Source organism: Variovorax sp. Soil_C_19 (assembly GCF_057657255.1).
Window position 1 is genome coordinate 23,332 of record NZ_JBDGIV010000021.1, and the last position, 20,966, is coordinate 44,297.

General features: G+C 69.5%; 20 protein-coding genes and 1 riboswitch. Of the genes, 6 read left to right on the top strand and 14 right to left on the bottom strand.

The window, feature by feature from the left end; translation table 11 throughout:
• Positions 1–4: 4 nt before the first annotated feature.
• The 4 genes from AC3A6R_RS25275 to AC3A6R_RS25290 all read right to left on the bottom strand — a co-directional run bounded on the left by AC3A6R_RS25275 (position 5) and on the right by AC3A6R_RS25290 (position 3,922).
• Entirely contained in the window at positions 5–592 is a 588-nt protein-coding gene (locus AC3A6R_RS25275) for an amino acid synthesis family protein (RefSeq protein WP_487860611.1), read from the bottom strand.
• A gap of 124 nt (positions 593–716) precedes the next feature.
• Entirely contained in the window at positions 717–1,358 is a 642-nt protein-coding gene (locus tag AC3A6R_RS25280) for an amino acid synthesis family protein (protein ID WP_487860612.1), read from the bottom strand.
• A 21-nt stretch (positions 1,359–1,379) separates the two neighbouring features.
• Complete coding sequence (locus AC3A6R_RS25285) at positions 1,380–2,294, bottom strand: UPF0280 family protein (RefSeq protein WP_487865942.1); 915 nt, start codon at positions 2,292–2,294, stop codon at positions 1,380–1,382.
• A gap of 2 nt (positions 2,295–2,296) precedes the next feature.
• On the bottom strand, positions 2,297–3,922 hold the full coding sequence (locus tag AC3A6R_RS25290; protein WP_487865943.1) for a 6-hydroxynicotinate reductase: 1,626 nt from the start codon (positions 3,920–3,922) through the stop codon (positions 2,297–2,299).
• A gap of 316 nt (positions 3,923–4,238) precedes the next feature.
• Between AC3A6R_RS25290 and AC3A6R_RS25295 the strand changes: the two genes are divergently transcribed.
• The 3 genes from AC3A6R_RS25295 to AC3A6R_RS25305 are packed head-to-tail and all read left to right on the top strand — an operon-like array spanning position 4,239 to position 6,955.
• On the top strand, positions 4,239–5,012 hold the full coding sequence (locus tag AC3A6R_RS25295) for a ferredoxin--NADP reductase (protein WP_487865944.1): 774 nt from the start codon (positions 4,239–4,241) through the stop codon (positions 5,010–5,012).
• Positions 5,013–5,033: 21 nt separating this feature from the next.
• Positions 5,034–5,810, top strand: coding sequence for a TetR/AcrR family transcriptional regulator (locus tag AC3A6R_RS25300; RefSeq protein ID WP_487865945.1), 777 nt, complete (start codon positions 5,034–5,036; stop codon positions 5,808–5,810).
• Positions 5,756–6,955: an amidohydrolase family protein gene (locus AC3A6R_RS25305; protein WP_487860617.1), complete on the top strand. Its 1,200-nt coding sequence runs from the start codon at positions 5,756–5,758 to the stop codon at positions 6,953–6,955. Before AC3A6R_RS25300 ends, AC3A6R_RS25305 begins: the two co-directional genes overlap by 55 nt.
• Before the next feature lie 4 nt (positions 6,956–6,959).
• On the opposite strand, the gene AC3A6R_RS25310 is transcribed toward AC3A6R_RS25305, so the two are convergent.
• From AC3A6R_RS25310 to AC3A6R_RS25330, 5 genes are all read right to left on the bottom strand, one after another.
• Entirely contained in the window at positions 6,960–7,358 is a 399-nt protein-coding gene (locus AC3A6R_RS25310) for a GtrA family protein (RefSeq protein ID WP_487865946.1), read from the bottom strand.
• Positions 7,355–8,326 (bottom strand): glycosyltransferase family 2 protein, encoded by a 972-nt coding sequence (locus tag AC3A6R_RS25315; RefSeq protein ID WP_487860619.1) that lies wholly within the window; start codon positions 8,324–8,326, stop codon positions 7,355–7,357. Before AC3A6R_RS25315 ends, AC3A6R_RS25310 begins: the two co-directional genes overlap by 4 nt.
• Positions 8,323–10,134 (bottom strand): ArnT family glycosyltransferase, encoded by a 1,812-nt coding sequence (locus AC3A6R_RS25320; protein WP_487860620.1) that lies wholly within the window; start codon positions 10,132–10,134, stop codon positions 8,323–8,325. Before AC3A6R_RS25320 ends, AC3A6R_RS25315 begins: the two co-directional genes overlap by 4 nt.
• Before the next feature lie 43 nt (positions 10,135–10,177).
• Positions 10,178–12,892, bottom strand: a complete 2,715-nt coding sequence (gene metH / locus AC3A6R_RS25325) for a methionine synthase (RefSeq protein WP_487861086.1) — start codon at positions 12,890–12,892, stop codon at positions 10,178–10,180.
• Between the two features lie 59 nt (positions 12,893–12,951).
• Positions 12,952–13,055, bottom strand: a riboswitch (S-adenosyl-L-homocysteine riboswitch).
• A 49-nt stretch (positions 13,056–13,104) separates the two neighbouring features.
• A complete protein-coding gene (locus tag AC3A6R_RS25330) occupies positions 13,105–13,569 on the bottom strand; it encodes a PACE efflux transporter (RefSeq protein WP_487860621.1) in 465 nt (154 codons plus the stop codon).
• 103 nt (positions 13,570–13,672) lie between these two features.
• Here AC3A6R_RS25330 and AC3A6R_RS25335 point away from each other — a divergent pair, with 103 nt between their 5' ends.
• Genes AC3A6R_RS25335 through AC3A6R_RS25345 form a run of 3 tightly spaced genes read left to right on the top strand, consistent with a single transcriptional unit; the run spans position 13,673 to position 15,322 of the window.
• Entirely contained in the window at positions 13,673–14,587 is a 915-nt protein-coding gene (locus AC3A6R_RS25335; protein ID WP_487860622.1) for a LysR family transcriptional regulator, read from the top strand.
• A gap of 55 nt (positions 14,588–14,642) precedes the next feature.
• On the top strand, positions 14,643–14,903 hold the full coding sequence (locus tag AC3A6R_RS25340; RefSeq protein WP_487860623.1) for a type II toxin-antitoxin system prevent-host-death family antitoxin: 261 nt from the start codon (positions 14,643–14,645) through the stop codon (positions 14,901–14,903).
• Complete coding sequence (locus AC3A6R_RS25345) at positions 14,903–15,322, top strand: PIN domain-containing protein (protein WP_487860624.1); 420 nt, start codon at positions 14,903–14,905, stop codon at positions 15,320–15,322. The genes AC3A6R_RS25340 and AC3A6R_RS25345 overlap by 1 nt, the downstream gene beginning before the upstream one ends.
• An 18-nt stretch (positions 15,323–15,340) precedes the next feature.
• On the opposite strand, the gene AC3A6R_RS25350 is transcribed toward AC3A6R_RS25345, so the two are convergent.
• The 5 genes from AC3A6R_RS25350 to hutI all read right to left on the bottom strand — a co-directional run bounded on the left by AC3A6R_RS25350 (position 15,341) and on the right by hutI (position 20,942).
• Positions 15,341–16,129 carry an SH3 domain-containing protein gene (locus tag AC3A6R_RS25350; RefSeq protein ID WP_487860625.1) on the bottom strand — a complete coding sequence of 263 codons (789 nt, stop codon included), beginning with the start codon at positions 16,127–16,129 and terminating at the stop codon, positions 15,341–15,343.
• A gap of 182 nt (positions 16,130–16,311) precedes the next feature.
• On the bottom strand, positions 16,312–17,361 hold the full coding sequence (locus AC3A6R_RS25355; protein ID WP_487860626.1) for a homocysteine S-methyltransferase family protein: 1,050 nt from the start codon (positions 17,359–17,361) through the stop codon (positions 16,312–16,314).
• Between the two features lie 41 nt (positions 17,362–17,402).
• Entirely contained in the window at positions 17,403–18,227 is an 825-nt protein-coding gene (gene hutG / locus AC3A6R_RS25360; protein WP_487860627.1) for an N-formylglutamate deformylase, read from the bottom strand.
• Positions 18,228–18,234: 7 nt separating this feature from the next.
• Positions 18,235–19,665 carry a formimidoylglutamate deiminase gene (locus tag AC3A6R_RS25365; protein WP_487865947.1) on the bottom strand — a complete coding sequence of 477 codons (1,431 nt, stop codon included), beginning with the start codon at positions 19,663–19,665 and terminating at the stop codon, positions 18,235–18,237.
• Entirely contained in the window at positions 19,662–20,942 is a 1,281-nt protein-coding gene (gene hutI, locus AC3A6R_RS25370; protein ID WP_487860629.1) for an imidazolonepropionase, read from the bottom strand. The genes AC3A6R_RS25365 and hutI overlap by 4 nt, the downstream gene beginning before the upstream one ends.
• Positions 20,943–20,966: the final 24 nt, after the last annotated feature.

Sequence of the window (20,966 nt, forward strand, 5' to 3'; positions counted from 1 at the left end):
GTACTCATCTCAACCCGTCTTCGCCCTTGATCTCGCTCGCTTGAAGGCCGCCGATGCGCGGCAGCGGCCGGCCGCTGTCGGTGACGGCCACGGCGACCACGATCTCGCCGGCGCGCGGCGCGTCGGACACGCGCGCCTCGACGGCGTCGAAATGGCTGCGCACGAAGGCCGCGTCCTTGTGGCCGAGCGGCACGTCGATGGCGGTGCCGAGCGTGCCGCGCTTCTTGGCCGAGGGCACGAGCGCCGCGCCCTTCTCGACCGCCACGCGCAGCGGCGCGCCGAGCTTGGGATGCAGGATCGCCGCCGCATGCTCGAGCTCGCCGCCTTCGCCGACGATGGCAGCCTTGCCGTAGCTCTGGACCTGGCCCGGCTCGATGCCGAGCGCTTTCACGGCCTTCTGGCCGAGCAGCGCGCCGAGCTCCTCGCCGATCGCGATGAGTTCGTCGAGGTTCTCGCTGTAGCGCCCGGCGTAGGGGTTCTCGATCACCGCGATGGCGACGGCGCGGCGCGTGGGCGGCGTGATCTCGCGGCCCATTTCCTTGCGGGTTTCGTCGACTTGAATGACGAGCTTGCGGATGTTGGCTGTGGTCATGCTCTCTTGATTCCTTGTCTCTGAAATGCGGGAACACCGCGGAACCGGCTTTGCCGGGCCGCTGGTGTTGCCCCCGGCGAGGGGGTTGGCGGCCACACGAAGTGGGCAAGCTTGGGGGAGTACTTCATCTCAGGCCGTCCCACTTGCTGATGTTCTCGGCCAGCAGCCCGCCCACGCGCGCATGCACGCGGTAGCCGGTGCTCATCGCGAGGATGAAGACGATCTCGTCGGCGGCCGGCGCGCCGGGCACGCGCACCTCGATGGCATCGAACTGGCCGCGCACGTAGCTCGCATTGATGTTGGTGAGCGGCACGTCGAGCGCGGCGCCCGGCGGGCCGACCTTCTTGGTCGAGGGCACGATCGACAGCGCATTGCCGGGCTGGCCGGTCTTGGCCTCGCCCTTGCCCGCGGTGTAGGCGGCGCGGTCGCCCTTCCAGCCGAGCAGCTCGCGCATCGCATAGCCCCCGGGCACGTGCCAGAGCGCGCCATGCTCGAGCTCGCCCGCTGCGCCAACGATGGCGCCCTTGCCGTAGGTGGCGATCTGTGCGAGCGGCACGTCCATGGCCGCATGCAGCCGGTGCGCCATGTCGACGCCCACGGGATCGAGCAGCGCCATCATCGGCAGGATGTCGGGCTCGTAGCGGCCGGCGAACGGATTGGTCAGCACCGCGCCGATGGCACCGCGCACCAGCGGCGTCTCGGCGCGCGGGCCGAACTCGTGGTGGATGTGCTCGACCTGGGTGAAGACGCGGCGTATATCGATCATGGGAAAGAACCTTGCTTTTCGTTAAGCAAATACTGAACCAACTGCATCGGCCTGCGCAGCGGGCAGCGACTTGGAGCATAAGGGCTCGACGACTCGAAACTGCCCCTGGCAAACGAGCAGGGCGGCCCAGGCCAGGCCGCTTTTCTGCAGCGCCTGCGCGCACACGGCGCCGGCGTCGAGCGCACGCCGCACCTGCGCGGGCGCGAGCGCCGGCACGTCGACCGTGACCAGGAAATCGCCCAGGTCGCTGTCGTCCTTGCATTCGTTGGCGGGCCGGCGCACGACCGCGGCATCGTCCACGTCGACCGCATTGGCGATCACCGTGGCAGCGGCATCGGCCTGGGCGGCGGTGGCGGCGAGCACGGTCACGCTGTCGGCGATGCCGAGCGACAAGCTGCGGCCGCGCCAGCCGCTCGTGGCCACGCCGCGCACGGGCTGGGCGGCGCGGATCTCGAACTGCCCGTCGGTGGTGAGGAGGCCGCCTTCGCGCGCGTGGCTGCGCCAGTCGAAGCGCGCCAGGTCGGCATACACGCCCACGCGTGCCGACTGGCCCGGCGCAAGGTACAGCGCGATGTCGCCGCCGTTGTTGATCCAGGCGCGCTCGATGCCGGGGCGTTCGTAGAAGGCAACCAGCTCCTCGGCCACCGAGCCTGCCACGGCCGCCATCGGCGTGAGGAACATCGGCGAGAACGGGGCGCAGGCCTGCCACATGCGCGCAGCGACGGCGCCACGCGGTCGCCTGTTGTCGCTCGCGGGCAGGCGCAGCAGCGGCAGCTCGCGCACCAGTCCGTCGAGCACATGGACGAAGCGCGCCCATGCCGCGTCGTGCGCGGCGGCGACGGCGTACGGATCGCCGTGCGCCTCGACCACGATGTCGATCGGGCCGTGCTGGAAATGCCAGCGGCGCTCGTCCAGCGCGGTGCGTTGGGCGGCCATGGTCACCCCAGCATCGGCGCGTGGCCGAGCGGCCACGGATTGGCCGCGTCCATCGCGAGCCACTGGCGTGCAAGCGGCGCGCCGTCCTCCTGCCATGCGCCGCGCGCCAGCGCCTGCTCGAGTGGGAAGATGTGCGCCACGTGGCCGCCGAGCGCCTCGTAGTCGGCGCGCCGCATGCTGAACTCGATCGGCGCCACGATGGCCGGCGTGGGCACGGTGCCGAAGCTGTTGTCGGGCATGCGCATGACGTCGGCCATCACCGTGATGCCGCCGCCGGGCCACACATAGGCCGGGGCACCGCCGCAGGTCACGTTGACGAGCGCGCGCTTGATGGCCCGCGTGAGCAGCACCGGGTTCTCGGTCACGCCGGCGCGCAAGCTGCCGCCCGCACCACCGAGGAACAGCACCGTGCACAGCGATGGTTCGCAGTTCTCGCCGATGCGCTCGACGATGCGGCGCACCTCGGGCGGCATCGGCTGCTCGACGGGTTTCAGCGCATCGTCGAGCACGTACCACTGCGCATGCTCGCCGGTGGTCGATGTCATCAACAGGCGCAGGCCGGGGCGCGCCACCCCCTCCTCCCAGCCTTCGATGATCGCGAGCGGGTCGGCGATGTCGGTGCCGCCCCAGCCGTTGCCCGGGTTCGCGACCTGGAAGTAGCGCCCCGGCGTGGACTTGCGCCCCAGCATCTGGATGCCCGAAGGCGGCATGTCGAGGCAGCGCCCGGCCTGGTGCTCGGTCAGCACGCCGGTGATGTGGTCGTCGACCACCACCACCTCGTCGGCCACGCCCGCGAACTGGCGCGCGAAGATGCCGACTGCGGCCGAGCCGCAGCCCACGCGCATGCGCTGCTCCTCGACGCCGTTGACGATAGGCGCGCGGCCGGCCTGGACCACCAGCGTGGAGCCGCCGTCGATGGTGCACTCCACCGCCTTCTTGTTGCCGAGCAGCTGCATCAGCTCGACCGTCATGCGGCCCTCTTTCTTGCTGCCGCCCGTGAGGTGGTGCACGCCGCCGAGCGACAGCATCTGCGAGCCGTATTCGGCGGTGGTGACATGGCCCACGACTTCGCCGCGGTAGCGCACATTGGCCTGCTCGGGACCGAGGAAGCGGTCGGTGTCGATCTTCACCTTGAAGCTGCAGTAGCTGAAGATGCCTTCGGTGACGACCGTGACCATGTCGACGCCCTCGGCCTTCGAGGCCACGATGAAGGGCGCGGGCTTGTAGTCGGGATAGGTGGTGGACGAGCCCACGCCGGTCACGAAGACCTGGTCGGCATGCAGCAGGTCGCCGTTCCAGTCGGGAGCGCCGGCCTCGGCGCCCTCGGCGGCCGTGGCGCCGGGCCGGTCGAAGGGCACCAGCGCGGGCGTCTCGGCGGCGAGCTCGCGGCGCAGCAGCACCACGGGGTCGACGCGCACCAGCACGCCCTCGCGGTTGGCATAGCGGTCGCAGGCACCGGTGCGGCCCTCGGAGATCTGGCACAGCACCGGGCAGGCGTTGCACTCGACCTTGGCGGTGCTCATCTTCTCGTTGCGCGGCGGGGCCTTGCCGAAGGCGCTGGCGCCGGCTTCGAAGGCCACCGGCATGTCCATGCCGGGCAGTCCGTCTGTCTTGGTGTGTTCGGTCATCGGGGCGATCTCGTGGGCAGTGTGCGGAGGCAGCAGGTCCGGTGGGGTTTGCAACAAACGTGCCGTCTGCCCGCTTGTGCGCCGCCTGCCGTTTGTGTAGCATTCCCTACACTTTCATGTTGCGTTCACTACATTCGAGACCAATGTAGCAAACGGGCCCGGTGCTTGCAATGGTGTTTTCTCGCGGTGTTCATCGGGGTTTTTCCGACCAACGACAATGGAGGGTTCGCAGCCGGCCGGTGCTTGCCGCCCCTCGAAGGTGCATTCCGGCTCAGCCATCCTCACTGTCCACAACCCAACAACTCTTGAGTTCCGTATGAGTGCATTCAGCGAAGAACGCGTCCTGAGCGTCCACCACTGGACCGACCGCCTGTTCACCTTCACCACCACGCGCGACCCGGCGCTGCGCTTTTCGAACGGCCATTTCACGATGATCGGGCTGAAGGTCAACGGCAAGCCCCTGCTGCGTGCCTACAGCATCGTGAGCCCCAACTACGAGGAACACCTCGAGTTCCTGAGCATCAAGGTCGAAGAGGGCCCGCTCACTTCGAAGCTGCAGCACATCCAGGTCGGCGACACCATCATCGTCGGGCGCAAGCCGACCGGCACGCTGCTGATCGACTACACGCTGCCGGGCAAGCGCCTCTACCTGTTCGGCACGGGCACCGGGCTCGCACCGTTCATGAGCGTGATTCGCGACCCCGAGACCTACGAGAAGTTCGAGCAGGTCATCCTGGTGCACGGCGTGCGCCAGGTCGACGAGCTGGCCTACCACGACCTCGTCACCGACCACCTGCCCAAGCACGAGTTCCTCGGCGAGATGGTTGCGAAGCAGCTGCTCTACTACCCCACGGTCACGCGCGAGGAGTTCCGCAACCAGGGCCGCATCACCGACCTGATCGAGACCAACAAGCTCACCGACGACCTCGGCCTGCCGGCGATCAATCCGGTGGAAGACCGCGTCATGCTCTGCGGCAGCCCCGGCCTGCTGGTCGACCTGAAGCACATTCTCGAGAAGCGCGGCTTCAAGGAAGGCAACACCTCGACGCCCGGCGATTTCGTCGTCGAGCGCGCCTTCGCCGAGAAGTAGCCAGGCCCCGCCGCGCGAACGATGGCCGACAGCCGCAGCACCGCCGCCGCCAAGCCCCAGCGCCGCACCGGCGTGCGCGAGGCCGCGGCGCAGGCCACGCGCGACAGCATCCTGAAGGCGGCGACCAAGGTCTTCGCGAAATACGGCTACGACGGCGGCAGCGTGGAGAAGATCTCCAAGGCCGCGAAGTCGTACGACCGCATGATCTATTACTACTTCGGCAGCAAGGAAGGCCTGTTCATCGCGGTGCTCGAAGGCATCTACCAGCGCATGGACGATGCCGAGGCCGCGATCGCGCTCGACGCCTCGCGGCCGGTCGAGGCGCTGACCGAGGTGATCCGCTTCGTGCTCGGCTACTACCGCAAGAACCCCGAGTTCGTCACGCTGCTCAACACCGAGAACCTGCACAAGGGCCGGCACATCTCGAAGTCGCTGCGGGCGCGCGAGTATTCGTCGCGCGCGGTGTCGATCCTTGCCGAGATCCTCGCGAGCGGCGCGGCGCAGGGGCTGTTCCGCCGCGACCTGGTGGCGCGCGACATCTATCTGCTGATCGCCTCGACCGGCTACTTCTACACCTCGAACCGGCACACGCTCACGGCCTTTCTCGGCGAGCCGCTGGAGTCGCCCGAGGCGATCGCGCACTGGGAAGCGTTCGTGATCGAGACGCTGCTGCGCACCGTGCGGGCCGACGAAGCCCAGGCCCCAAACAACATCACTCCACCCCACGACGAGGACAAAACCCCATGGCAGAAATCGCAACCGGCGGCAAGTCGGGCAAGGTCGTCATCCAGAACATAGGGCTCCTGCTGTCGGGCGACATCGACCGGCCCATCCTCGACGCCGACACCATCGTGGTGAACGACGGCCTGATCGTCGCAGTCGGCAAGCAGAAGGACTGCGACCTCGAAGGCGCGAAGACGGTCATCGACGCGAAGAAGACCTGCGTCGCGCCGGGCCTGATCGACAGCCACGTGCATCCGGTCTTCGGCGACTGGACGCCGCGCCAGGGACAGATCGGCTGGATCGACTCGACCATGCACGGCGGCGTGACCACCATGATCTCGGCCGGCGAAGTGCACCTGCCGGGCCGGCCGAAGGACATCGTGGGCCTGAAGGCGCTGGCCATCACAGCGCAGCGTGCGTTCGACAACTTCCGTCCCGGCGGCGTGAAGGTGCTGGCCGGCGCACCGGTGATCGAGAAGGGCATGGTCGAGAGCGATTTCAAGGAACTCGCCGAAGCCGGCGTGAGCCTGCTCGGCGAAGTCGGCCTGGGCTCGGTCAAGGCCGGCTACGAGGCCAAGGAGATGGTCGCCTGGGCGCGCAAGTACGGCATCCAGAGCACGATCCATACGGGCGGGCCCTCGATTCCGGGCTCGGGCCTGATCGACAAGGACGTGGTGCTCGAGGCCGACGCCGACGTGATCGGCCACATCAACGGCGGCCACACCTCGCTGCCCGAGGCGCACGTGTGCGAGCTGTGCGAGAAGAGCTCGCGCGCGATCGAGATCGTGCACAACGGCAACGAGAAGGTGGCCATCGCGGCGGCCCGGGCGGCGCTCGAGCTCAAGTGCCCGCACCGCGTGATCCTCGGCACCGACGGGCCCGCGGGCTCGGGCGTGCAGCCACTGGGCATCCTGCGCATGATTGCGATGCTGTCTTCGATCGCGAACATCCCGGCCGAGCTGGTGTTCTGCTTCGCCACCGGCAACACCGCGAAGATCCGCAAGCTCAACTGCGGCCTCGTCGAAGTGGGCCGCGATGCCGACTTCGTGTTCATGGACCGGGCCCAGCATTCGCCCGCGCCGGGCCTGCTCGAGAGCGTGCAGCTCGGCGACATCCCGGGCGTGGGCATGGTGATGATCGACGGCATCGTGCGCTGCGGCCGCAGCCGCAACACGCCGCCCGCGACCGAGATCCCGGTGGTGGTCTCGGGCGCGCACTGAGAGGCTAGGGCCGGCGGCGCGCCTTGAAGACGAGTTGCCGCGCGGCCACGAAATTGACCACGAGCCCCGCACAGCTGCCCGCCGCGACGCCGAGCGCCGGCACCCAGCGGCCTTCGAAGGCATGCAGCACCCCCACGTAGGCGCCGTAGTTCACGACCGCGCCACCGAGCATGGTGACGAGATAGCCGAGGTATTCGCGCACGAGCGAGCTGCCCGACGGCCGCGCCGCGAAGGTGTACCGCCGGTTCAGCGCCCAGGTCGCGGTGGCCGCCGCCAGGAACGACACCACGCGCGCGCCGTACCAGCCGAGCCAGGGCGCGGCGAGGTACAGCACCGCCACGTCGACCACGAAACCCGCTGCGCCGACCGCGGCGAACAGCAGGAACTCGCGGCCGGGTTTCATGCCCCGCGGCGGAACAGCCCGACGCCCGGCACCCCGAGGTAGCGCAGCCGCTTGGTTTCGCGGCGCGCGAGCCGGATCGCGTGCATCACCACGCCGCACACCATCGACAGCATGGCCGCGAGCATGGCGCCGGTCGCGAGCACCGCGGTGGGCAGGCGCGGCACCAGGCCGGTGTGCATGTAAGTGATGAGGAGCGGGATCGCCAGCGCGATCGCGCCGATGCCCAGCACCGCCGCGAAGATCGAGAAGAACTGCAGCGGCCGCTCGCTGATGAACAGCTTGCAGATGGTCCTGAGGATGCGCCAGCCGTCGCGGTAGGTCGAGAGCTTGCTGTGCGAGCCCTCGGGGCGCGTGGTGTAGGCGGTCGCGATCTCGGCATAGGGCATGCGCAGTTCGAGCGCATGCACGGTGAGTTCGGTCTCGATCTCGAAGCCCTGCGACAGCGCGGGGAACGACTTCACGTAGCGGCGCGAGAACACGCGGTAGCCCGAGAGCATGTCGGTCAGGCCGCCGCCGAAGAGCTGCGCGACGGCGCCGGTCAGAAGCCGGTTGCCGAAGCGGTGGCCGGTGCGGTAGGTGAGCGCGTTCTGGCCATCGTCGACGCGGCTGCCCACCACCATGTCGAGGTTGCCCTCCACCAGCGCATCGACCAGCCGCCGCGCGCTGGCCACGTCGTAGGTGGCGTCGCCGTCGACCGTGACGTAGACGTCGGCCTCGACGTCGGCGAACATGCGGCGCACCACGTTGCCCTTGCCGGGCGCGGCCACGTGCGTGACCCAGGCGCCGTTCGCGCGCGCGATGGCGCCGGTGTCGTCGGTCGAGTTGTTGTCGAAGACGTGGATCTCGGCCTCGGGCAGCGCCGCGCGGAACTCGGCGATCACCTGCGCGATGGAAAGCGCCTCGTTGTAGCAGGGGATGACCGCGGCGATGCGCATCGGGGCGGTGGCTGGCGTCTGGGGCTCGTTCATGGTGCGCTCGAGAGGATACGGTACGCCCGGCCGCCGTCCTGTTCGTACAGCAGGGTGAAGTGCGCGTCGAAGCCGGGCCGGGTGGCGAGCGTGGGCACCAACGAGGTCGGCATGACGATGGCGGTAAAGCCCAGGCCGGCGAGCTTGCGCGCCATGTCGCCCGGCGGCAGCAGCAAAAAGTCGCGGTAGCGCCAGGGGCCGAGCGTGTCGCCCCAGATCGGATTCGGCCCGTAGTAAATCGCCTCGTTGAGCGCGATCTGGTAGACGCGCCCGTCGGCATGCCGGCGCAGGTAGTCCATGGCGCCGTAGCCGGGCACGTTCTGCCGCAGGAAGGCTTCGCGCGTCTCTTGTGTGGGCGAGATCATCGCGATCTTCTCGGCGGTCTGGCGCATCGACACCGCGGCCAGCGCGGCCAGCAGCAGCACGGCGGCCCAGTCGGCCGCGAGGCCGAAGCGCCCCGGCGACACCACCGCCGCAGCGGCGCCGCCCGGCAGCCCGCGGCGGCCGAACATGCGGCCCAGGCCCTTGGCGATCCAGCCGAACAGCACCTGCCAGCCGATGGCCGCCGTCAGCGCGATCAGCGGGTACGAGGCCGTGAGGTAGCGCGGATAGCGCGAAGTGATGAGCCAGACGGCCACCGAATAGAAGCTGAACCAGCCGGCGGCGCGCAGCGCGGGCGAGCGCTTCCAGAGCAGGCCGAAGGGCGCGAGGAACACGGCCCAGATCAGCAGGTTGGGCCGCGCGGCATGGTCGCGCACATCGGCGACTTGCTGCACGTAGTCGGCCGGGATCCAGTCGGTGAAGCCGAACACGCGGGCGCCGATCGGGTTGAACGGGTCGCCGGTCATCACGGCATTGCGGGCATACCAATAGATGCAGGGCACGAGGAAGCAGGCCAGCGCCAGCGCCCAGGCCTTGGGCCGCCGCTCGTGCCACACGACGAACAGCGCCACCAGCGGCAGGAAGGTCAGCGCCTGGTACTTGGAACCCGCAGCCACGCCGAGCGCGAAGGCCGCCACGCCGAGCCAGCGCATGCCGCCCGCCACCGGCTCGGACTCGCGCCACCACCACAGCGCCACGCAGGCCGTGAGCACGAAGAGCGCCACGCCCATGTCGATGAGCGCATTCGAATAGTCGCCGATGCCGAGCCAGATCGCGGCGCCGATGCAGGCGGTGAGCCGGTTCGCATGCAGCATCCCGAGGCGAAAGACCATCAGCACCGAGAGCGCGCCGGCCAGTCCGTTGAGCAGGTGCGGCAGCACGTCGTCGCCGAGTTGCAGCGCGGCCGCATAGAGCAGGTTGTAGTTGTACGGGAACCAGGGGTAGCGCAGCCACTCGTGGATGCCGAGGCTGCCCTGCTCGGCCACCAGGCGCGCATAGGGCAGGTGGTACATGAGCTCGTCGAACGCGGCCGGTGGCGCGAGCGGCGCGACGATCGATGGCAGCGCCACCAGCGCGAGCGCGATGGCGGCGATCTTCTCGTTGCGCGCCCAGGGCGCCCGGGCGGCGACGGCCGCAGTGCCGCGCAGCACCCGCAGCGCGCGCCACCAGGGCCTTGCCTGCAGCGCCGCCGCCAGCACGCCCGCGCCGACCAGCGCCGCCGTGGCCTGCGGCTTGAACAGGCCGAAGACCGCGAGCAGCTGGAAGGCGCAGATGAAGAAGCCGACCCCGAGGGCCGCGGCCATGGCCGCCTCGAGCCAGGCATCGCGACGGGGCGGCGGCGCCAGGTGCGCAAGCAGCGCGCGTCCCGCGCCCCAGCAGGCGACCACGAAGACCGCCCATGCCGCGTACTGCGCGGCTGCAAACATCAGCTTCTGAATAACGACTCCCGGTGCCGGGCGGCCGGCGGGTTCAAAGGTTGGGTGCCAGCAGGCGCTCGAGTTCGGATTCGCTCTGCTTGCGCCGCGCGGCCTGGTCCTGCAGCTGGTCGTGCCCGATCTTGCCGACGTTGAAGTACGTGGCGTCGGGGTGGCTCAGGTAGAAACCGCTCACGCTGGCGGCCGGCATCATAGCGAGGCTTTCGGTGAGCGTCATGCCAATGTCCGCGCAACCCAGAAGGTCGAACATCGGGCGCTTCACGCTGTGGTCGGGGCAGGCTGGGTAGCCGGGCGCGGGGCGGATGCCGCGGTATTTCTCGGCGATCATCTCGTCATTGCCGAGCGCCTCGTCGCTCGCGTAGCCCCACAAGTCGGTGCGCGCGCGATGGTGCAGCGCCTCGGCAAAGGCCTCGGCCAGCCGGTCGGCCAGCGCCTTGAGCATGATGGCGGAGTAGTCGTCGAGGTCGTCGGTGAAGTACTTCTCCTTCTTCTCGACGCCCAGGCCCGCGGTGACCGCGAACACGCCCACGTAGTCCGCCAGGCCGCTGTCCTTCGGCGCGACGAAGTCGGCCAGGCAGCGGCTCGGGCGCATCACGCCGTCGATCACGTGCTTCTCTGCCTGCTGGCGCATGCCGTACCAGGTGAGCGCCACTTCGCTGCGCGTCTCGTCGGTATAGAGCGCGATGTCGTCGTCGTTCACCGTGTTGGCGGGCCAGAAGCCCACCACGCCGCTTGCGGTGAGCCAGCGCCCTTCGATCAGTCGCTTGAGCATGCGCTGGCCGTCGGCATAGACGCGCACGGCCTCGGTGCCGACGACCTCGTCCTTGAGGATCGCGGGGAACGGCCCGGCCAGGTCCCAGGTCTGGAAGAACGGGCCCCAGTCGATGTACTTCGCGAGCTCGGTCAGGTCGAAGTTCTTGAACACGCGCCGGCCGATGAACTTGGGCACCGGCGGCACGTAGTTCGACCAGTCGATCGGCGTCTTGTTGGCGCGCGCCTTGGCGAGCGGCCACAGCGGCACCTGCTTCTTGTTGGCGTGCTGCAGCCGCACCTTGTCGTAGTCGGCGTTGATCTCGCCGATGTAGGCGGCCGCCTGATCCGACAGCAGGCTCTGCGCCACGCTCACGCTGCGCGAGGCGTCGGGCACGTAGACCACGGGGCCTTCGTAGTGCGGTGCGATCTTCACGGCCGTGTGCACGCGGCTGGTGGTGGCGCCGCCGATCATGAGCGGGATCTTCCGGATGCGGAAATGGTCGTCCTTCTGCATCTCGCCGGCCACGTACTGCATCTCCTCGAGGCTCGGCGTGATCAGGCCCGAGAGGCCGACGATGTCCGCGCCCTCGACCTTGGCCCGGGCCAGGATCTCGTGGCACGGGACCATCACGCCCATGTTCACCACCTCGAAGTTGTTGCACTGGAGCACGACGGTGACGATGTTCTTGCCGATGTCGTGCACGTCGCCCTTCACCGTGGCGATGATGATCTTGCCCTTGGTGCGCACGTCGCGGCCCGCGGCCTCGTCCTGGCGCTTCTCTTCCTCGATGTAGGGAATGAGGTGGGCCACGGCCGACTTCATCACGCGCGCCGACTTCACCACCTGCGGCAGGAACATCTTGCCCTGGCCGAACAGGTCGCCCACGATGTTCATGCCGTCCATCAACGGGCCTTCGATCACGTGCAGCGGCCGGCCGCCCTTGGCGAGGATCTGCTGGTAGGCCTCTTCGGTGTCCTCGACGATGAAGTCGGTGATGCCGTGCACCATGGCGTGCGACAGGCGCTGGTTGACGTGCACCGGATGCTCCGGCGTGCCGCGCCATTCGAGCTTCTTGCTGTCGTCCTTGGCACCGCTCTTGGCGGTCTCGGCCACTTCGACCAGGCGCTCGCCCGCATCGGAACGGCGGTTCAGCACCACGTCTTCCACGCGCTCGCGCAAGGTCGGCTCGAGGTCGTCGTACACGCCGACCATGCCGGCGTTGACGATGCCCATGTCCATGCCGGCCTGGATCGCGTGGTAGAGAAACACGGTGTGGATCGCTTCGCGCACCGGGTCGTTGCCGCGGAAGCTGAAGCTCACGTTGGAGACGCCGCCCGACACCTTGGCGCCCGGCAGGTTCTGCTTGATCCAGCGCACCGCGTTGATGAAGTCGACCGCGTAGTTGTCGTGCTCCTCGATGCCGGTGGCGATCGCGAAGATGTTCGGGTCGAAGATGATGTCCTCGGGCGGAAAGTCCACCTCGTCCACAAGGATGCGGTAGGCGCGCTCGCAGATCTCGATTTTGCGCTCGAAGGTGTCGGCCTGGCCCTTCTCGTCGAAGGCCATCACCACCGCCGCCGCGCCATAGCGCCGCACGAGCCGGGCCTCGTGCTTGAACTTGTCGACGCCTTCCTTCATGGAGATGGAGTTGACGATGCCCTTGCCCTGGATGCAGCGCAGCCCCGCCTCGATGACGTCCCACTTCGAGCTGTCGACCATCACCGGCACGCGCGCGATGTCGGGCTCGCTCGCGATCAGGTTCAGGAAGCGCACCATCGCGGCCTTGCTGTCGAGCATGGCTTCGTCCATGTTGATGTCGATCACCTGCGCGCCGTTCTCGACCTGCTGGCGCGCCACGGCCAGCGCCTCTTCGAACTGGCCGTTCAGGATCATCCGCGCGAAGGCCTTCGAGCCGGTGACGTTGGTGCGCTCCCCGATGTTGACGAACAGCGAGCCGGCACCGATGGCCACCGGCTCGAGGCCGGACAGCTTCATCGCGGGAACGGGGGTCGTGGAAACATCACTCATCGGGGCTCACCTGTGCAGGGAAAAACGGCAGGTGAGCGTCGTTGGCGGCTTGCGCCCCGGCCAGCAGGGCGCCTTCCAAGCCTGACGGCGGGCCGCTGTGTGGGCCGCCGCTGCAACGCTCCTTGGAAGGGAGCGTGATTTTACCGGCTGCGGCAGGCGCCGCGGCCGCGCGGGGGCGTTCAGGCGCCCTGGCGCGCCATCCCGTCCGCTGGCGCGGGCGTGGCGGGGGCGGCCGAGGCCGGCAGGCCGAACACGCGGTCGAAGCCCCAGTTGAAGACGAAGGTGTAGACCAGGAAGAACACCACCAGGCCCAGGTCCATGACGAGCGCCTCCCAGAGCGACACGCCCAGGCCCCAGGCGAACAGCGGCACCAGCACCGCGATCAGGCCGCCCTCGAAGCCGATCGCATGGGCGATACGGCGGCGCAGGCTGCGCCCGCGAACCAGCTGGCGCGCTTCCCAGCGCTCGAAAAGCGCGTTGAACAGCAGGTTCCAGATCACCGCGACCACCGAGGCCGCGACGGCCAGCGCGCCCGAATGGCCGAGCCCCGCGCCCGTCATCAGCGCCAGCCCGGCGCTGGCGGCCACGATGGCGATCCCTTCGTAAAGAGCGATGTAGACGACGCGGCGTTGGATGCCCTGCATGACCTGTTCCTCTGGCAAATGAAAAAGCGATGCCTGGACTTTATTTGTGATTTGCTGATATAAAGAGTTAACTTGTTTCAGTTTTATTGATAGATCGACACCCATGGCCTTCTCCAGCGACAGCGTCGAAGTCTTTCTGGCCGTGATCGACCACGGCTCCTTCTCGGCCGCGGCGCGTGCGCTGCACAAGGTGCCGTCGGCGGTGAGCATGGCGATCGCCAACCTCGAGGCCGAGCTGGCGCTGCCGCTGTTCGACCGCAGCGGCCGCGAGCCACAGCCGACCGCCGCCGCGCGATCTCTGGAGCCGCAGGCGCGGCTGCTCGCGGCGCAGCTCAAGCAGTTGCAGGTGCAGGCGCTCGCGCTCACGCGGGGGCTCGAAGACCGCCTCACGCTGGCGATCGCGCCCGAACTGCTGGCGGCGCCCTGGAGCGGTCCGCTCGCGGCGCTCGCCGACGAATACCCGCTGCTGCAGGTCGAGGTGCTGGCGGCGCCGCAGGCCGATGCGCTGGCCCTGCTGCACAGCGGGCGCGCGCAGCTGGCGCTGGTGTTCGAGCGGCCGAGCCTCGACGGCCGCGAAGGATTCCAGGAGGTGGGCAGCGACACCATGGTGGCGGTCATGGCGCCCGGCCATCCGGTGCTGCAGGCGGCCGCGGGCCAGCGCCTGCGCGAGGAGCACCTCACGAACACGCGGCAGATCGTGGTGGCCGGACGCGACCTCGCCACCAGCGACCCGCGCTTCGTGTTCGCGCGCCATGTCTGGCGCACCGACAACGCGCTGGCCGCGCTGAGCCTGATCACCGCCGGCCTCGGCTGGGGCTGGCTGCCGCGCAATTTCGCCCGGCCGCACGTGGCGACCGGTGCGCTGGTCGAGATTCCGTTCGAGAACCTCAGCAACGGGCTCGACCTGTGGGTCGACGTGGTGTGGTCGCGCGAGCGGCCGCTGGGGCTGGGCGCGCAGCGCTTCGTGGCGTTGATTGCGCGGGACCGGCAGGCGGCCAAGGCGGCTGCCGAGGGTTGACGTGGAACCGGACAATGTCATAACATACAAGCAAAACTTGAAGGGAGTTGTTGTCATGACCGTCACCAGCATCTCGAGCCGAGATTTCACCCGCGACGTCGCCGCAGCCAAGCGGGCGGCAGCCGACGGCCCGGTCTACATCACGAACCGGGGCGTGCCCGAATACGTGCTCCAGCGCATCGAGGACTACGACCGTGTCCACGGCAAGGCGGACATGTCGCTGCTCGCATTGATGGACAGCCTTCCGTCCACGGAGGATGTCGCCATCGACTTCCCGCGCGCCGACCTCGAATTGAAGACGCCGGACCTCGGCTGATGTACCTCCTCGACACCAACGTCGTATCGGAACTCCGGCACGGCAAGCCGAACCCATCGGCGGCGGTTCGCGAGTGGGCGGCATCGATCCCCCAAAGTCACTTCTTCCTTTCCGCGGTCACCGTGCTCGAACTCGAGACCGGAATCCTGCGGATGGAGCGAAAAGCGCCTCCCCAGGGCGGCGCCCTGCGCCGTTGGTTCGAAAGCCTGCGTCTCGCCTTCGACGGCCGGATCCTTCCGTTTGGCGCAGAAGCCGCCATGGCCTGCGCGCCGATGCATGTGCCCGACCCGAAGAACTATCGCGACTCGATGATCGCGGCGACAGCACTGACCCATCGCTTCACGCTGGTCACGCGCAACATCCGCGATTTCGAGAACACCGGCGCCAAGCTGCTCAATCCCTGGCCGACCGGCGACTGAAAGGCAAAGCGGGCGCGCTCAGTTGCGGCTCCCGTGGCCGCCACCCCGGCCGCCGCCTTCGCCACCGCCCCGGCCACCACCGCCCTTGCCTTCCCCGCGCCCATGCGGGCGTCCGCCGCCGCCACTTTCGTGTCGCCCGCCACCGGGGTGCATCTGCGGCGGGCGCGATGGCGGTCCGGGCCGATGCACGGGCTGGGGCCGCGGCGGCTTGAACCCGGGGTCGCCCGGCGGGCGGAAGCCCGGACCCGGGTGCGGGCGCGGGTGGCCCGGCGCGTGCGGGGGGCGCACGCCGTGCGCCGGCCCGGGCTTGAAGCCAGGCCCCGGCCAGGGCCGCGGCTGCCAGGCCGGCCGCACCGGCGGCGGCGGACGCCAGCCCGCCACGGGCGGTGGCGGCGGCCTGCGGCCCCACCAGCGCCGCTCGCCGTACCAGGGCCGGTCGCGGTAGTAGTTGGCCCAGTAGTTGCCGATCACGAAGGTCACGACGGGCACGCCGATCGTTGCGGCATAGGTCGCGAGCGGCACGCGCTGCTCCTGCCACGCGTAATCGAGGCTGCGCGACCAGACCCAGCCGCGGCCACCGTCGGGCAGCACCACGTCGCACCAGCCGTAGCCGCTGGTACAGCCGATCACATCGAGCGGCTGGCCGGGCGCCAGGCGCGCCACCAGCGGATAGTCGCCCGACGGGCCGGCGCGCAGGTTGACCGACGCGCGCGTGTAGGCCTGCTGCGCGGCCGCCAACAACGGCAGCGCAAACGCCAGCGCACCGATGCCGAGCCAGCGCAAGGAGAAGGAATGCTTGGGGTTCATGGCGAAGGGGCTTTCTTGTGTGCGCCCAGCCTCGGCGCAGCCTCCATCACCGTCAATCAGCCGACGGCGCGCTCTTCCTCCCTCCGTGCGAACACCGCGGAACCGGCTTTGCCGGGCCGCTGGTGTTGCCCCCTTGAGGGGGAGGCGGCTACACGAAGTGAGCCGCTTCGGGGGTGGGACAGTCAGGCGGCTTCGCGGTAGAAGCCAGCGCTGTTGTTCAACAAACGCACGGGCATCGGCGCCACGGCCTGGCCGATCGCCGCGATGTGGTCGGGCGTGGTGCCGCAGCAGCCGCCGACGATGTTGACGAGCCCTTCGGCCGCGAATTCGTGCAGCAGCCGCGAGGTGACGTCGGGCGTCTCGTCGAAGCCGGTCTCGCTCATCGGGTTGGGCAGGCCCGCGTTCGGGTAGCAGCTGATGAAGGTGTCGCCCGCGACCTTGGCCAGCTCCTGGATGTAGGGCCGCATGAGCGCCGCGCCAAGTGCGCAGTTCAGGCCCACGGCCAGCGGCCGGGCATGCCGCACGCTGTGCCAGAACGCGGTCACGGTCTGGCCGCTGAGGATGCGGCCCGAAGCGTCGGTGACGGTGCCGCTGATGATCAGCGGCAGGCGCTCGCCGCTCGCCTCGAAGTACTCGTCGACCGCGAACAGCGCGGCCTTGGCATTGAGCGTGTCGAAGATGGTCTCGACCAGCAGCAGGTCGGCGCCGCCCTCGACCAGCGCCTCGGTCTGCTCGTAGTAGGCGGCGCGCAGTTCCTCGAAGCTCACGTTGCGCGCGCCGGGGTCGTTCACGTCGGGGCTGATGCTCGCGGTCTTGGGCGTGGGGCCGAGCGCGCCGGCCACGAAGCGCGGCTTGTCCGGAGTGCTGAACTTGTCGCAGGCCGCGCGCGCGAGCCTGGCGGATTCGAAGTTCATCTCGCGCGCGAGGTGCGCCATCTTGTAGTCTTCCTGCGCGACGGTGGTCGCGCCGAAGGTGTTGGTCTCGACGAGGTCGGCGCCCGCGGCGAGATAACCTTCGTGGATGTCGCGGATCACGTCGGGCCGGGTCAGCGAGAGCAGCTCGTTGTTGCCCTTGACGTCGCGCTCGAAGTCCTTGAAGCGCTCGCCGCGGTACTGCGCCTCGGTGAGCCTGAAGCGCTGGATCATCGTGCCCATCGCGCCATCGAGGATGGCGATGCGCTTTTCGAGGATGCCGGCAAGGGCCTGGCCGCGGGTGTAGACGAGGGGCTTCATAGACCCCGATTGTAGGAAGCGGGGGCTGGCCCTGGCGGCTGTCAGCCCTTTGGCGCGGCTTCGACGAACGCCAGCATCGCCTCGATCATCCGGCGCACATGCGGCTGCACGCCCGCGGCCACGTCGGGCAGGTAGTCGAAGGGCAGCTGCTCCTGCATGTAGCTCGACTGCGTCATCTCGAGCTGCACCGCATGCACGCCCGCGGCCGGGTTGCCGTAGGCGCGCGTGATGTAGCCGCCGGTGAAGCGGCCGTTGAGTACCGCGGTGTAGCCCTTCGCCGCCTTGCCGATCTCAAGCAGTTGCGCGGCCAGCACCGGGTCGCAGCTCGTGCCCTTGCCGGTGCCCAGGTTCAGGTCGGGCAGCTTGCCTTCGAAGAAGCGCGGCAGCACCGAACGGATCGAATGGGCGTCCCACAGCGCGACGGTGCCGTGCGCGGCCTTCAGGCGCGCGAGCTCGGCCGCGAGCTGCCGGTGATAGGGCTGCCAGATCGCCTCGCGGCGCTCGGCGACCTCGGCCTCGCCGGGCAGGTCGTCGCGCGAGGCATAGACCGGCGTGTCGTCGAAAGTGTCGACCGGGCACAGGCCCGTGACGCTCTGGCCCGGGTACAGGCTCGCGCCGTCGGGCGGACGGTTCAGGTCGATCACGTAGCGCGAATGTGTCGCCACGAGCACCGAGGCGCCGAGTTCGTCGGCGAAGTCGTAGAGGCGCTCGAGGTGCCAGTCGGTGTCGGGCACGTGGCGCGCCTCGTCGGTCAGGCGCGCGGCGAGCGTGGGCGGCACATGGGTGCCGACGTGCGGCATCGAGATCAGCAGCGGGCGCGTGCCCTGGCGGAAGCGGAAGGCGGGTTCGGTGGTGGTGAAGGGCATGAGGATCTCAATTCTCTTTCAGCAGTTCGCTGCGCGCCGCGGCGAACGCGGCGGCGGCTTCGTGGTGCAGCGCATGGCGTCCGGCCACGACGCGCGGCCGGCCCGCCACCCAGACCGCGTCGATGGCGGAGGTGCGGTGGCTCGCGAACACGTGCGACGACAACGCATCGGCGGCGCCGAGGCCCTGCAGCGCGAGGTGCGCGGCATCGAGCACGACGAAGTCGGCCTGCTGGCCCGCGGCCAGCCCGCCGATGGCGCGACCCGAAGCCTGGGCACCGCCCTGCACCGCGCCGAGCGTGAGCGCGGTGGCCACGTGTGGATGCGCGGGCTCGGCGCCGACGTTGCGCTGCCGACGCGCAAGCCGCTGGCTGTATTCGAGCATCAGCAGTTCTTCCGCGGCATTGACCGTGGCGTGGCTGTCGGAGCCGACGCCCCAGGCGCCGCCGTGCCGGCGCCAGGCCGTGAAGTCGAAGATGCCGTCGCCGAGGTTGGCCTCGGTGGTCGGGCACAGCCCCACGACCGCGCCGCTTGCCGCGCCGCGCTCGTACTCGGCCATGTCCATGTGCGTGGCATGCACCAGGCACCAGCGCGCATCGACCTTCGCATGGTCGAGCAGCCACGCGACCGGACGCTGCCCGCTCCAGGCGATGCAGTCGTCGACCTCCTTGGTCTGCTCGGCGATGTGGATGTGGATCGGCGCGGTGCGGTCGATCGCGTCGCGCCCCGCGAGCGCCTCGGCCAGCGCCCCGGGCGGCACCGCGCGCAGCGAATGCGGCGCAAGGCCCAGGCGTGCGCCCTGCGCGTCGCAGACGGGCTTCAGGGCCTCGAGCAGGCGCAGCATCGAGTCGGTGCTGCGGATGAAGCGGCGCTGGCCTTCATTGGGGGGCTGGCCGCCGAAGCCGCTCGCCTGGTAGAGCACCGGCAGCAGCGTGAAGCCGATGCCGGCGTTCTGCGCGGCGCGCAGCAACGCGAGGCTCAGCGTCGCATCGTCGGCATACGGGCGCCCGCCGATGTCGTGGTGCACGTACTGGAACTCGCACACGCTGGTGTAGCCCGCCTCGAGCATCTCGGCATAGAGCCAGGTGGCGATCGCCTCCATGTGCGCGGGGCCGAGGCGCGCGGCAAAGCGGTACATCAGCGTGCGCCAGCTCCAGAAGCTGTCGGTGGCCTCGGCACGGTGTTCGGTGAGCCCCGCGAACGCGCGCTGGAAGGCGTGCGAATGCAGGTTGGGCATGCCGGGGATCACCGGGCCGTGGGCGGCCGGCGTGTCGGCGCTGCGTTGCGCACCGGCTCGTACCTGCGTGAGCTGGCCCGCGTCGTTCCACGTCAGCAGGACGTTCTTGGCCCAGCCTGCGGGCAGCAGCGCATCGGCTGCGAAGAGCGTTTGTCCTGCTCCCTCTCCCTCTGGGAGAGGGTTGGGGTGAGGGCTCGCATTCATGGCCGCAGGCCCTCACCCTGCCCTCTCCCAGAGGGAGAGGGAAAAGAAATACGCCCCTGCCGCACCACGCAGCGCACCGGCCGCTGGCCGAACCAGTAGGCGAGCTCGGCCGCATCGCGCACGTTCCACAGCACGAAGTTGGCCGGCATGCCCGGAGCGATGGCGCCGTGCGTGGCCTGCAGGCCGAGCGCGCGCGCCGCATGCACGGTGACGCCAGCCAGCGCCTCGGGCACGGTCAGGCGAAACAGCGTGCAGGCCATGTTCATCATCAGCAGCAAGGAGAGCGCGGGCGAGGTGCCGGGGTTGTGGTCGGTCGACACGGCCATCGGCACACCGGCGGCGCGCAGCGCTTCGATGGGCGGCAGGTGCGTGTCGCGCAGCGTGTAGTAGGCGCCGGGCAGCAGCACGGCCACCGTGCCCGAGCGGCGCATGGCCGCGATGCCCTCGGCCGACAGGTGCTCGATGTGGTCGCAGGAGAGCGCGCCATAGCGCGCGGCCAGCGCGGCGCCGCCCATGTCCGAGAGCTGCTCGGCATGCAGCTTCACGGGCAGGCCGAGCGCCTGCGCGGCCTGGAACACCTGCTCGGTCTCGTCGAGCGAAAAGGCGATGCGCTCGCAGAACACGTCGACCGCGTCCACCAGCCCTTCGGCCGCGAGCGCGGGCAGCATCTCGCGGCACACCGCATCGATGTAATCGCCGCTGCGGTTGGCGTACTCGGGCGGCAGCGCATGCGCACCGAGGAAGGTGGTGCGCACGGTCACGCCGTAGGCTTCGCCCAGGCGCCGCGCCACGCGCAGCTGCTTGCGCTCGTGTTCGAGCGAGAGGCCGTAGCCCGACTTGATCTCGATCGCGCAGACGCCGTCTGCCAGCAGCTGCTCGAGGCGTGCGGCGGCCGCGGCAAAGAGCGTGTCCTCGTCGGCCTCGCGCGTGGCGCGCACCGACGACACGATGCCGCCGCCGGCACGCGCCACTTCCTCGTAGCTGGCGCCCGCGAGCCGCATCGCGAATTCGTTGGCGCGCTGGCCGCCGTAGACGAGGTGCGTGTGGCAGTCGACGAGGCCGGGCGTGACGAGCGCGCCGCCGCCATCGTGTGGCGCGAGGCCGGCGAACTCGGCCGGCACCGCATGGCGTGCGCCGACCCAGCGCACCATGCCGCCGGTGACGGCGATCGTGGCGTCGGCCTCGGTGTCCGGCGCAGCGCCGGGCGCTGCGCCCGGTGCCAGGCGCAGCGCGGTCCAGAGGCCGTCGGCCGAGGGAAATCGGTTGGCGGATGTCATGTGTGTGGGGTTGTCTTTCCGCAG

Excerpts from the sequence above, each read along its gene's own strand:
- metH (WP_487861086.1), bottom strand. The coding sequence starts at position 12,892 with ATGAAGCTGTCCGGCCTCGAGCCGGTGGCCATCGGTGCCGGCTCGCTG.
- AC3A6R_RS25295 (WP_487865944.1), top strand. The coding sequence starts at position 4,239 with ATGAGTGCATTCAGCGAAGAACGCGTCCTGAGCGTCCACCACTGGACC.
- AC3A6R_RS25315 (WP_487860619.1), bottom strand. The coding sequence starts at position 8,326 with ATGAACGAGCCCCAGACGCCAGCCACCGCCCCGATGCGCATCGCCGCG.
- AC3A6R_RS25275 (WP_487860611.1), bottom strand. The coding sequence starts at position 592 with ATGACCACAGCCAACATCCGCAAGCTCGTCATTCAAGTCGACGAAACC.
- AC3A6R_RS25365 (WP_487865947.1), bottom strand. The coding sequence starts at position 19,665 with ATGAATGCGAGCCCTCACCCCAACCCTCTCCCAGAGGGAGAGGGAGCA.
- AC3A6R_RS25300 (WP_487865945.1), top strand. The coding sequence starts at position 5,034 with ATGGCCGACAGCCGCAGCACCGCCGCCGCCAAGCCCCAGCGCCGCACC.
- AC3A6R_RS25285 (WP_487865942.1), bottom strand. The coding sequence starts at position 2,294 with ATGGCCGCCCAACGCACCGCGCTGGACGAGCGCCGCTGGCATTTCCAG.
- AC3A6R_RS25320 (WP_487860620.1), bottom strand. The coding sequence starts at position 10,134 with ATGTTTGCAGCCGCGCAGTACGCGGCATGGGCGGTCTTCGTGGTCGCC.
- AC3A6R_RS25340 (WP_487860623.1), top strand. The coding sequence starts at position 14,643 with ATGACCGTCACCAGCATCTCGAGCCGAGATTTCACCCGCGACGTCGCC.
- AC3A6R_RS25355 (WP_487860626.1), bottom strand. The coding sequence starts at position 17,361 with ATGAAGCCCCTCGTCTACACCCGCGGCCAGGCCCTTGCCGGCATCCTC.
- AC3A6R_RS25350 (WP_487860625.1), bottom strand. The coding sequence starts at position 16,129 with ATGAACCCCAAGCATTCCTTCTCCTTGCGCTGGCTCGGCATCGGTGCG.
- AC3A6R_RS25330 (WP_487860621.1), bottom strand. The coding sequence starts at position 13,569 with ATGCAGGGCATCCAACGCCGCGTCGTCTACATCGCTCTTTACGAAGGG.
- AC3A6R_RS25305 (WP_487860617.1), top strand. The coding sequence starts at position 5,756 with ATGGCAGAAATCGCAACCGGCGGCAAGTCGGGCAAGGTCGTCATCCAG.
- AC3A6R_RS25335 (WP_487860622.1), top strand. The coding sequence starts at position 13,673 with ATGGCCTTCTCCAGCGACAGCGTCGAAGTCTTTCTGGCCGTGATCGAC.
- hutI (WP_487860629.1), bottom strand. The coding sequence starts at position 20,942 with ATGACATCCGCCAACCGATTTCCCTCGGCCGACGGCCTCTGGACCGCG.
- hutG (WP_487860627.1), bottom strand. The coding sequence starts at position 18,227 with ATGCCCTTCACCACCACCGAACCCGCCTTCCGCTTCCGCCAGGGCACG.
- AC3A6R_RS25290 (WP_487865943.1), bottom strand. The coding sequence starts at position 3,922 with ATGACCGAACACACCAAGACAGACGGACTGCCCGGCATGGACATGCCG.
- AC3A6R_RS25310 (WP_487865946.1), bottom strand. The coding sequence starts at position 7,358 with ATGAAACCCGGCCGCGAGTTCCTGCTGTTCGCCGCGGTCGGCGCAGCG.
- AC3A6R_RS25345 (WP_487860624.1), top strand. The coding sequence starts at position 14,903 with ATGTACCTCCTCGACACCAACGTCGTATCGGAACTCCGGCACGGCAAG.
- AC3A6R_RS25280 (WP_487860612.1), bottom strand. The coding sequence starts at position 1,358 with ATGATCGATATACGCCGCGTCTTCACCCAGGTCGAGCACATCCACCAC.